The following is a 10118-nucleotide window of genomic DNA, read 5'->3' as shown; positions in this document are numbered from 1 at the left end:
GAGGATTTTTTTGCCTCATTTTTGGAGACCGCTATGTCGGATTTTGACGCGGCCATTGAGCGCGCCGTTTTTATTGTCAGCCTGAATGCTGGTGTTCGGAAAATATCGGCTTTTTCAGGGACGACTAAATAGGCTGAAGCTTATACGTAATCAGGAAAGTATTTGTCGCGAATATTGATCGTCCACTTTCAGACAATAAGTTGTCATCAGTATTTGGTGAACGAATGACTCTTTTGGGTCGATAGCGTCGAACAGATCATTAAAAGCAATTTCACCAAACCCGCGTTATTTTTTTAGTGTTTGCCGTTTTTGAAGTAATTCGTTTCGCTGTTCTGCCCAAAAAATGCTAGCGTCATGCTCCGATATTTTTCCATCTACTACCAATTGGCAAAGCCCAATGAAATAGGCATTGAGTTTGATGATTCCTTCGTCTTTGGGATATTGACTCAAGAGGTTTTTATGTTTTTGTCGAGTATCGTCATTGCAAAACTCATTGGGGAGTGGTGCGAAATCGATGTTGTCACCGCCCCCAATCGCTGCTGTGGCGGATTCGGCCAGGATTATTAGCAAACAGAAAATTACCCGTTTCGTCACGGACTGCTCCTCGGATCAAATTGTCATTTCATTCTGCATTGAAACGATAGCAGCATAGTCTCTGTTAAAGCAAAATCTGTCATATCTTGAAAAGTGGCTCATTATTTTCTACTTCACTTTTGGCTCAATACATCGAATATCGTCGTGTCTAGGATTATTCACCCAATCGTCGACCGGCATTGTAACCATATTGGCGTAAGCTGAGTTTTCAAGTAAGTCATAGGCGTCATCTGTATTAGAGGTTATGTTGAGCCAGTCGTGATAACACCCTGACGGCATGATCACTGGCATGCGCTCATGAATGGGCTGCATTAGCTCATTAGCTGCCGTGGTAATGATCGTGCAGGAATACAGCGTTTCGACTTCGCGTTGCCACTGTTCCCATAAACCGGCGAAGGCGAATAGCTGATTGTCCTGATGATGAATATGGAAAGCCTGTTTTCCGGATTCCAACTTTTGCCACTCGTAAAATCCTTGTGTAACGATCAGGCAGCGCCGTTTTTGAAATGCGGCTCGGAAGGATGGTTTTTCGCGAATCGTTTCAGCGCGCGCATTGATCAGATGATGACTGTTTTTGCTGTCTTTAGACCAGGACGGCACCAAGCCCCAGAACAAATTCACCGCCTTTAGCGATTTGTCCTCCAACTCGACAACACAGAGGATTTTCCGCGCCGGCGTGATGTTGAAGCTGGGATGGTATTTTGGCAGGCGTGAGAGTTGGAAATGCTCTGCAATCTCTTCAGGTGAGGCTGTTAGCTGAAATCGTCCGCACATGATTTTGTAATCCGATATGGCTTACTGCCAACCTTGTAACCATTGCCCAGTATCGGTCAGGTCTCGCCAAGGCAGGATAAAGCTGCGGTGTGAATAGATCGCTTGCAGCTCAATATGTTCTATAGGCGCATCCGGCAATTCGGGCTTGATCAGTTGGGTGACCAGAAAATGCTTTTCCTTGTTTTTGGGCAGTGCGGCAGTCCATTTACTCAACAGCAATTTTTTAGGGTTCAAGCGACGTGCAGTTGATTCAGGCATCGGAATGTCTCCTGCGGATGGATTCATGGGGTGGCTTCGAGCGTAAATACACGACCTGAGTTTTCTTTAACGCCTTGACCAAGGTCATATAGGTATCGCGATCAAATGCCGGTCTGCCTTGCTCCAGCAATGCGTGGACTTCGTCATCACTGTGCGCCGTGCCGAGATAACACCAATGATCGATCACGTGCAAATCGTCTTCCTCGCGAATGCCGATGGCACCGGGGTAAGGCCAACTGGCCAGTTTGAGTTTGCTCATGGCTGTCAGTAAGCGCGTGGCGTGTTCCAATCCGGATTCTTTACCGACACAGGCGCCACGGCAGCGCTTGAGTTGGTGTGCAAAGCACGGTTTGCCGCTGCCGATCTTTTCAAGACCTAGCACACCTAGGCATAGCTGATGTTGTTCGGCTAAATTGCGTAAGGCCTTTTGGGCATCGCGCTGATTGCTGTAGAGACCGTAGAGATTTTCCTGCGTGCCAAAATCCAGATCGTTGGCCCAGGTCAGACGCGGCAACAACTGATTCTGTTTTTGCTCGAGTTGCCACGCACATAGTGCATTTTTGCGCCGTAACCGTTGGTTATGCACCGGTGTCATTTGTTTGATCAGCTTGGCTTCGGTCAATAACGCACCCAGTTCGCCACCAGTTTCGATCCACTCGATACGCTTGGTTTGCTGCGATAAGCTCATTTCCTTGGCGTGGCGATGGTCTGCGGCAAAGTGCGATAGGACGCGCTGGCGGATATTGACGCTTTTGCCGATGTATAGCGGCAAGTCGTTTTCACCATAGAACAGATAGACGCCGGGGCCTTCCGGCAATTCATGGACGAGATTCGCATCCAGTTGTGACGGCAGACTGGATCGCTGCACTAGGTTTTTAACCGTGGCTTCGAGGGCATTGCTGGAAAACTGCTGATTCGCATGCTGCCAAAACTGATGAATCAATTGTGCATCTGCTAGTGCGCGGTGGCGTTCCTTAGCTGTCAGCTGATGGCGTTCGATCAGGCTATCGAGATTATGCCGGTGATGTTGCGGGTACAGTGTCCTCGATAGTTTTACCGTGCATAACACCTGCGGCTTAAACGCCATGCCAACCCGTTTGAATTCATTTTTTAGGAACCCATAATCGAACCTGGCGTTATGGGCGATGAACAACCGGCCTCGCAATAAGGCATCGACTTCCGTGGCCACCTGTTCAAAGGTGGGTGCGTTTTCGACCATGGCGTTGCTGATACCGGTCATCTGTTCGATGAACAACGGAATGCGCATTTGCGGATGAACCAGTTGGCTCCATTCCTGCACGCCATCGTCATCCACCAAGACAATGCCGATCTCGGTAATACGGTCTTTAGTGGCAGAACCGCCGGTGGTTTCCAGGTCGACAAAGGCTAAGGGTTGCATAGTGGAGTCCTAACGGTAACTGCGCATCTGGCCCACCAGTACGCCTTGAATGCTGACTTGCGATGGATGGAAGCGCATGGCTTCCATGCTGGAATTGGCTGGAATCAATAACACCTCATCCGCTGTCTGCTCGATGACTTTCAAGGTAGCCTCCTGATTGTCGATCAGCGCGACCACAATTTCACCGTTCTGGGCGTGACTGCGTTGTTCGATGACGACCCAATCGCCATCTAGTATGCCGGCTTCGATCATGGAATCCCCCTTAACTTTGAGCACATAACAGGACTGTTCGGTACGAATTTGATCGGGGACATTAATCCATTCGGTATGCTCAATCGCCTCGATCGGTTTACCGGCGGCAATGCTGCCTACTAAAGGCAAAGCCTGGGGCCGATGGTGGTCAGATTCACGCAAGGCCAAGGCCTTCTCCGTCAATCGGACCCCTCGATGTTTGTGCCCCATGGCTTCGACAAAACCGGCGTCGATCAATCCGCTTAGGGTCAAATGTAACGAGCCCCGCGACTTCAAGCCGAGCGCCTGACACAGTTCATTCAACGACGGCGGCCGTGGAAACTTCGCCTGGTTGTCCAGCAAGAAATCCAAAATGGCCTGTTGTTTTCGGGTTAAGGCGCTCATGTGGCAAAAAAATACGGTTCAACTACATTGAGAACAATCATAGAACGTTTGCGTTTTCGATGGTAGTCTTATGTCGTTAAAATTTTTTGTAGCTCACCATGATACCCATGACCGAATCATTGCCTTTTTCGATCCTCAATCCCGAACAACCGTTACCCGCAATCCGTGATGGATTGGCTTGGTTTCATCTTGCCAAACCGGAAAAGAAACGACGATTGCCGCTGTTCATCAGCAAAGTAGCCGCGGGCTTTCCATCGCCGGCCGATGATTATGTGGAAAAGACCCTGGATTTGGAGGAATTGCTGATTCAAAAACCGGCGGCGACTTTTTTTGTACGCGCCCAGGGGGATTCAATGCTCGGTGCCGGCATTCATCCCAACGACATTCTGGTGGTCGACCGCTCCAAGGAGCCGATGCCCGATAAAATCGTGATCTGCGCGGTCAATGGTGAGTTGACGGTGAAGCGTCTGATGGTTACTGACGGCCAATGGTGTTTGAAGGCCGAAAACCCGGCGTATCCTGATATTCCCTTAACCGATGACCTGGAAACCGTGTTCTGGGGGACGGTCACCAATGTGATTCATCCGGTGTAAGCATGTCCGAACAACCCCGCATCGGTCTTGTTGACTGTAACAATTTTTACGTGAGTTGCGAGCGGGTGTTCCGGCCGGATTTGATCGGCAAACCGGTCATGGTGTTGAGTAACAACGATGGTTGTGTCGTCGCACGCAGTCAGGAGGTCAAAGATTTAGGCATCAAGATGGGCGTGCCGTTGTTCCAGGTGCAGCAAATAGTCAATCAGCACCAAATCCAACTGTTTTCGTCGAACTATACCTTGTAGTAAGTTATTTGGAATCAAAAATTGATGATGCCATAATCTGCTGACAACAGATTAAGTTCCGAGAGGAGGCAAGCGTTTATGGCCAATCTCGTTTGGGGACGTTACCCCTTTGTTTCTGAAAACCAGCACGGTAAATCGTGGTTGGTTCTACTGGGTAATTTGGGGCGTGCAGATGCAACGCTTGATGCGTATGCACGTGGCCTAAGTAAATACCTTGGTTTTTGTCTAAATTTAGGTGTGGAAGCCGAAACTGCCACGTTAGAACACGTTTCCCTCTATGTCCGATATTTGCATGGCGATGCACAAGATGGGAATGTGCCTCGCCGTAGTTCAAATGCTACGATGCAGCAATATCTCACTGTTATTCGCCTGTGGTACGACCATTTGGTTTATCAGGGTATTCGCGAATTCAATCCTGTCCCGCGCGGGACCTATCTGAATTTGCCAGGCAAAGATAACCACCATCCCGGATTCTCGCGAGGTCTGCTCAGGCGCCTTAAAGTATTACCGGCTATTCCTTCAGAAGCAGATTGGAAAAAGCTCGTTGAAAAGGTTGCACAGGAAGGTCTGCGAAACCGGTTAATGTTTGCGCTTGCTTATTACGGTGCATTACGACGTGAAGAACTGGTCAATCTTCGTGTCACAGATTTTGATTTTGCTCATCGTCTTATCCGCATTCGGCCTGAAACGACGAAAAGTAGTGTGGCTCGAGTCGTCTGTTATGCCGCGGTGACAGCAGAGGCATTAACCGAGTATTTGGACTATCGCCATCGGATTGATAAACAAGCAGGCTTAGTATTCATCTCCGAATCACACCGCAACTTCGGCCAGCCAATTTCCAAATGGTCATGGAGTAAAACGATCGAGCGCTTGGCAAAGCAAGCGGGCGTTATTGGCTTTAGTACCCATAGTCTACGCCATTTGCGTTTGACTCATCTTGCACAAGCGGGCTGGAAATTACATGAATTGAGTGCATATGCGGGGCATCGCAATCCTCAAACCACCTTGATGTACCTGCATCTTTCCGGTACTGATCTATTGGCTCGCATGACAGAAGCTATACGCTATACCGACGCCAAAATCGGTGCGACGTTATTTGCCGAAGGAGGGGCTTAACCTATGACCGAAGCAGATTCTACAACCTCTTGTTGTTGGGAATGGCCTATTGATTTAACTCAGTATGATCAAAGCCCATGGTTGTCGGAAACTGAACAGTGTGCATTAGTTCGGTGGGATAACGTAAGAAAAGCGCGAGTTAAATTACCTAGGCTGTACCGTCCATTGCAGGATGTCGCGGCGTTGCGTACGAAGCAAAGCCACCTAAACGGATGCTCAAAAGCCCAGACACTGATCTTGCAGGAAGTCCAGCGAACGCAACAGCCTTATTGGGCATGGAGTCAACAGGCTTGGCTTGAGCTGATCTGCCGGCCATCGATTCATCCCAGCGCCAGATTGTTTATTACAGCAAACGCCTATCTTCTTTGTAATTTTCATTTGGTTCATTGCACGGGTTCCCGATTTTATTTGTCGGCTCTTGGTCGATTGGTTTTTGGGAAAGAACTCTTTGATCTGGAATGCAAACGTTTACATCAAGCGTTACAAAACATTGGTTATGGCAAATTGAATTTGCAACAGAATTTTCCGTCGATTTTGGCCGCGGTCATGTTGGAAAATCGTAACCCCAAACTGGAAAGTTTTAATGTCGAACTATTGGAGCGCACACGTGAAAACTATGCGACGCAAGCTCGCAGTATCGGTAAACTTTCTCATGGGTTAGCAGCGATTGGAGTTCTGCCCAAACCATTACGAATGCGCCATTATGTTTCCTGGAAGGAAAAGAGTAGCGAAGGTATCGCACCAGAGTGGGTGGATTTTTGCCAGCGTTGGCGGGAGACATCGACGCTAGAACCCCGGACACGTGAGTCAAACTACAGTTTTATTCTACGCGCCGGTCTATGGTTGGCCCAAAGTCATCCCGATATTACCAGCCCGACAGATTGGACGGTCGAAACCTGCGCCGATTTCCTTGCGGCGCTAAACCGACTCAAGGTGGGTGAATGGCGGCTACATTCGTTCGACTATACCGGGCGAAGTAACTTGGGAGTGCCGTTGAACGCTAATTCCAAACGTAGCGTACTCTATGCAATGCGGCGTTTCTTCCGCGATATTCAGCACTGGGACTGGGTATGCCTGAAGTTTAATCCGCATTATCACTTGGCAACTCCGAATTCAATTTTACGGCTATGTGGTCCTAATCCTCGAGCCATCGACGACCCTTTTTGGTTAAAGTTGGTGTGGGCCAGCCTCAATTTGGAACCGAGTGACAGGCTAGGTGATATCTGGTATCCCTTTGAAATGTTGAGAGCTATCAGTGTTATCTGGACTCATGCCGGATTACGCCAAAATGAAATTGCTCGTCTTCGCCTCGGCTGTGCCCGAGTTCAATCGGACCCCATAAGGAATGAGGAGACCGGTGAAATGATCGCCCCAGAAACATTATGCTACTTGGATGTCCCCGCCGGTAAAACCTTCACGGCATTTACCAAACCAGTCAGTGCGATTGTTAGACAGTTTATCACTGACTGGGAAGCCATTAGACCTGAGCAAAGTGCGCTGATTGATCTGAAAACCGGTGAGCGTGTGCGATTTTTGTTTCAATATCGTGGCAGAACCATTGGACAAACCACACTCAATGAAACCATTATCCCTATGCTATGCGCCAAGGCAGGATTACCACTCGAGGATAGCATTGGCAAAATTACCAGTCACAGGGGGCGGGCTTCAGCTGTCACCGCTTTGGCCAGCGTACCGCAAGGCATGTCGCTTATTGAACTGATGCGATGGTCGGGACATCGCAATCCAAAATCGACTCTGTACTATATCCGGACGAAACCGACTCGGTTAGCCAGCGCTTTTGCGAAAGCTGATCAGATGTCACATCTAATCGAAGTACTTGTCGACCATACAGCCGTGGTCAGTGGTGCTGCTGCCAAGGGGGAGCCTTACCAATATTACGACCTGGGGTCGTCCTATTGCGCTAATCCCTTCTGGAGCACCTGTCCACACCGCATGGCCTGTGCGGGTTGTGATTTCAACATTCCCAAAGATTCGGCGAAAGGTGAAGCATTGGCAGCCAAAGCATTTTTACATCGTTATCTCGAGGAAGTGCCATTGACGCCTGATGAGCAACAGATTATCAAAGGCGATCTACAGAAGCTGGACATCATGTTAGACAAATTAAAGAATATCCCAACGCTGGATGGTAGGACACCATTACAAATTCATGGGCATGAGCCACATGAACCTACTTGAGAGTCGAAACCATTGACAACATAGGATGCAAAAATAAGGCTACATCAAAGAGCTGCATAAAAGAGCTTGCACCAGTATGTATATTCTCATAATATACAAAAATGATTGATTTATCCGCAATTATAGGCTTCGACTGGGACGAAGGTAACAGCCGTAAAAATAGCAAACACGGGGTGTCAACAGCGGAATCTGAACAGGTGTTCTTTAATGCGCCTTTGCTCTTGTTGACAGACGTTAAACACAGTCAGCAGGAACTGAGGTTTCATGCGCTCGGCAGAACGCATCAAGACCGTTTGTTACACATCACGTTTACTTTACGTCAGCAAAATACCCATATTCGCGTGATCTCGGCGAGAGATATGCATAAAAAGGAGCGTAGCATTTATGAGCAAGCATCTTAAAACCATTCCGCAGTTTGCCACCGAAACTGAAGAACAGCAGTTCTGGGAAACCCATGATTCCACGGATTATTTGGATTGGAATAAAGCCCAATCAGTGGTCCTCACCAATCTCAAGCCAACCACCAAAACGATTTCGCTGCGCCTGCCTCAGCATCTGCTGGATTCGATCAAAGCGGCGGCGAATGCCCGTGATGTGCCTTATCAATCTTTAATAAAAATTTGGTTGCAGGAAAAAGCACAAGGCCAATCATGACTGTGTCTGATACGGCTAACCCATATCTTTCTGGGTCATGAAATAGCTTACACATTGAAATGCTCAAAAGCATAATCAGAAAATGCTTGATTTTTAATTCCACATAAATGGCGACATGTCATCCAGAGTGATGTCATTATTAGAGACATTTTCACCGAGCACCGAAATTTATTCGATTGACGAGGCATTCTTAGATTTGACCGGGATTTGTCAGCAAGACCCTATCGGTTATGGTCTCACTATTAAACAATCGATCCAGAAAAATACCGGCATCCCAGTTTGCGTCGGAATGGGGCCGACTAAAACGTTGGCGAAACTGGCAAATTTTGCCGCTAAAAAATGGCCTAAAACCAACGGTGTTGTGGATTTGTCCTGCCCTCAACGGCGGGAGCGGTTAATGCGCCTGTTACCGGTCAATGAAGTCTGGGGTATAGGTTCAAGCCTAAGCCAGCAGCTCTCGCAACTCGGCATTCACACCGTCTGGGCTTTGGCGCAGCAGCCCGTTCAACGAATGCAGTCGCAGTTCAGTGTTGTTTTGGCTCGAACGATCATGGAACTCAATGGCATTTCCTGTCTGGAGCTTGCAGAAATAGCGCCGGACAAACAAGAAATCATGTGTTCCCGAAGTTTTAAGCGGCCTTTAGATAATTTGAAGGAATTATCCGAAGCTTTAGCCGAGTTCTGCAGCCGGGCGGCGGAAAAGCTCAGAGCACAGGATTCGACAGCAGATCGTTTAACCGTGTTTATCAGGACTAACCCGTTTAATCCACAAGAACCTCAATATCAACGTTCAGCAACTTTGAAATTGGCAATAGGCACGCAAGATACACGCAGGTTGATCAATGTTGCCAAGCAGTTGTTGCAAGGTATTTACAAGGAGGGTTACCGTTACCAGAAATGCGGAATCCAATTAAGTGGCCTTTACCCCAATACCATGCCTGGCCAGACGGATTTGTTTGCCAACCCAAAATCTTCAAAGGAGCGAGAGTTAATGGCCTGCTTCGATAAAATCAACCATCGGTTTCCTAAGTCCATATCTATAGCCGCCACAGGATTAAACAAAAGCTGGCAGTTCCAGCCCGAACGCATGTCAAAACGCTATACAACCCAGTGGGATGAGTTGGCGATTGTAAAATGCAGCTAGCTAATCAACCAGTGATTTTTTAAAAACTCATCCGCAGACTTTTCAATACTTCTGCCACTTCGGGTTTTGCGGCCGATGTGGGTGGGAATATAGCGCAGATGGTGCGACGAATTTCCGGATCTGACAAATAACGAACTCGAATCTGATCTGCATTTTTGGTGATGGTGAATTCCGGCATTAGCGCAACACCGATTCCGGCGCGTACCATACTCAGTATCCACTCTTCGCTATTACTTCTATAGGCAGCATAAAGATTGACCTGCCGACCCTGGCACACACTCCTCAGTGTTTCACGCAATTCACAGTTCAGGCGATCCAAGTAAGGTTCAGCTTGTATGGTCGCTAAATCAATTTGTTGCATTTGATTGAAACGATGTTTGTCGTTGAAGACAACGACATAGCGTTCTTCGTAAAGCTCTAAAGACTGGTAATGCTCTGCCAGTAAGGATGTTGGTGCGCTGATAACTAAATCCAGGCCATCTTCATCAAGTTGATTCAATAGATTG

12 protein-coding genes and 1 pseudogene are annotated in these 10118 nt (G+C 48.0%); 7 read left to right on the top strand and 6 right to left on the bottom strand.

What is annotated here, in order from left to right:
- Nucleotides 1-285: 285 nt before the first annotated feature.
- From M0R33_RS24070 to lexA, 5 genes are all read right to left on the bottom strand, one after another.
- On the bottom strand, nt 286-594 hold the full coding sequence (locus M0R33_RS24070; protein ID WP_292574501.1) for a hypothetical protein: 309 nt from the start codon (nt 592-594) through the stop codon (nt 286-288).
- Between the two features lie 108 nt (nt 595-702).
- Nucleotides 703-1368: an SOS response-associated peptidase gene (locus tag M0R33_RS24065; protein ID WP_292574500.1), complete on the bottom strand. Its 666-nt coding sequence runs from the start codon at nt 1366-1368 to the stop codon at nt 703-705.
- 21 nt (nt 1369-1389) lie between these two features.
- Nucleotides 1390-1626, bottom strand: a complete 237-nt coding sequence (locus tag M0R33_RS24060) for a TIGR02450 family Trp-rich protein (protein WP_292574499.1) — start codon at nt 1624-1626, stop codon at nt 1390-1392.
- The gene (locus tag M0R33_RS24055; RefSeq protein ID WP_292574498.1) at nt 1619-3025 is read right to left on the bottom strand and encodes a 3'-5' exonuclease family protein; all 1407 of its coding nucleotides are present in this window, start codon (nt 3023-3025) and stop codon (nt 1619-1621) included. Before M0R33_RS24055 ends, M0R33_RS24060 begins: the two co-directional genes overlap by 8 nt.
- A 9-nt stretch (nt 3026-3034) precedes the next feature.
- Nucleotides 3035-3661, bottom strand: a complete 627-nt coding sequence (gene lexA / locus M0R33_RS24050) for a transcriptional repressor LexA (protein ID WP_292574497.1) — start codon at nt 3659-3661, stop codon at nt 3035-3037.
- A 107-nt stretch (nt 3662-3768) separates the two neighbouring features.
- Between lexA and umuD the strand changes: the two genes are divergently transcribed.
- From umuD to M0R33_RS24015, 7 genes and pseudogenes are all read left to right on the top strand, one after another.
- Nucleotides 3769-4254 carry a translesion error-prone DNA polymerase V autoproteolytic subunit gene (gene umuD, locus M0R33_RS24045; RefSeq protein ID WP_366044686.1) on the top strand — a complete coding sequence of 162 codons (486 nt, stop codon included), beginning with the start codon at nt 3769-3771 and terminating at the stop codon, nt 4252-4254.
- Between the two features lie 2 nt (nt 4255-4256).
- Nucleotides 4257-4496 (top strand): annotated as a pseudogene (locus tag M0R33_RS24040) (DNA polymerase V subunit UmuC); the annotation flags it as partial.
- A gap of 84 nt (nt 4497-4580) precedes the next feature.
- Nucleotides 4581-5618 (top strand): site-specific integrase, encoded by a 1038-nt coding sequence (locus M0R33_RS24035; protein ID WP_292574496.1) that lies wholly within the window; start codon nt 4581-4583, stop codon nt 5616-5618.
- Nucleotides 5619-5621: 3 nt separating this feature from the next.
- Nucleotides 5622-7814: a tyrosine-type recombinase/integrase gene (locus M0R33_RS24030; RefSeq protein ID WP_292574495.1), complete on the top strand. Its 2193-nt coding sequence runs from the start codon at nt 5622-5624 to the stop codon at nt 7812-7814.
- A 101-nt stretch (nt 7815-7915) separates the two neighbouring features.
- Entirely contained in the window at nt 7916-8215 is a 300-nt protein-coding gene (locus tag M0R33_RS24025; RefSeq protein ID WP_292574494.1) for a BrnT family toxin, read from the top strand.
- A complete protein-coding gene (locus M0R33_RS24020; protein ID WP_292574493.1) occupies nt 8199-8468 on the top strand; it encodes a BrnA antitoxin family protein in 270 nt (89 codons plus the stop codon). The genes M0R33_RS24025 and M0R33_RS24020 overlap by 17 nt, the downstream gene beginning before the upstream one ends.
- A 115-nt stretch (nt 8469-8583) precedes the next feature.
- On the top strand, nt 8584-9612 hold the full coding sequence (locus M0R33_RS24015) for a Y-family DNA polymerase (protein ID WP_292574492.1): 1029 nt from the start codon (nt 8584-8586) through the stop codon (nt 9610-9612).
- A 19-nt stretch (nt 9613-9631) separates the two neighbouring features.
- On the opposite strand, the gene M0R33_RS24010 is transcribed toward M0R33_RS24015, so the two are convergent.
- On the bottom strand, nt 9632-10118 hold a 487-nt coding region (locus M0R33_RS24010; RefSeq protein ID WP_292574491.1), incomplete at its 5' end, for a LysR family transcriptional regulator substrate-binding protein.

The organism is Methylomonas sp., from assembly GCF_023228165.1.
Lineage (GTDB): Bacteria > Pseudomonadota > Gammaproteobacteria > Methylococcales > Methylomonadaceae > Methylomonas.
This window is presented reverse-complemented; position numbering and strand designations above follow the sequence as displayed.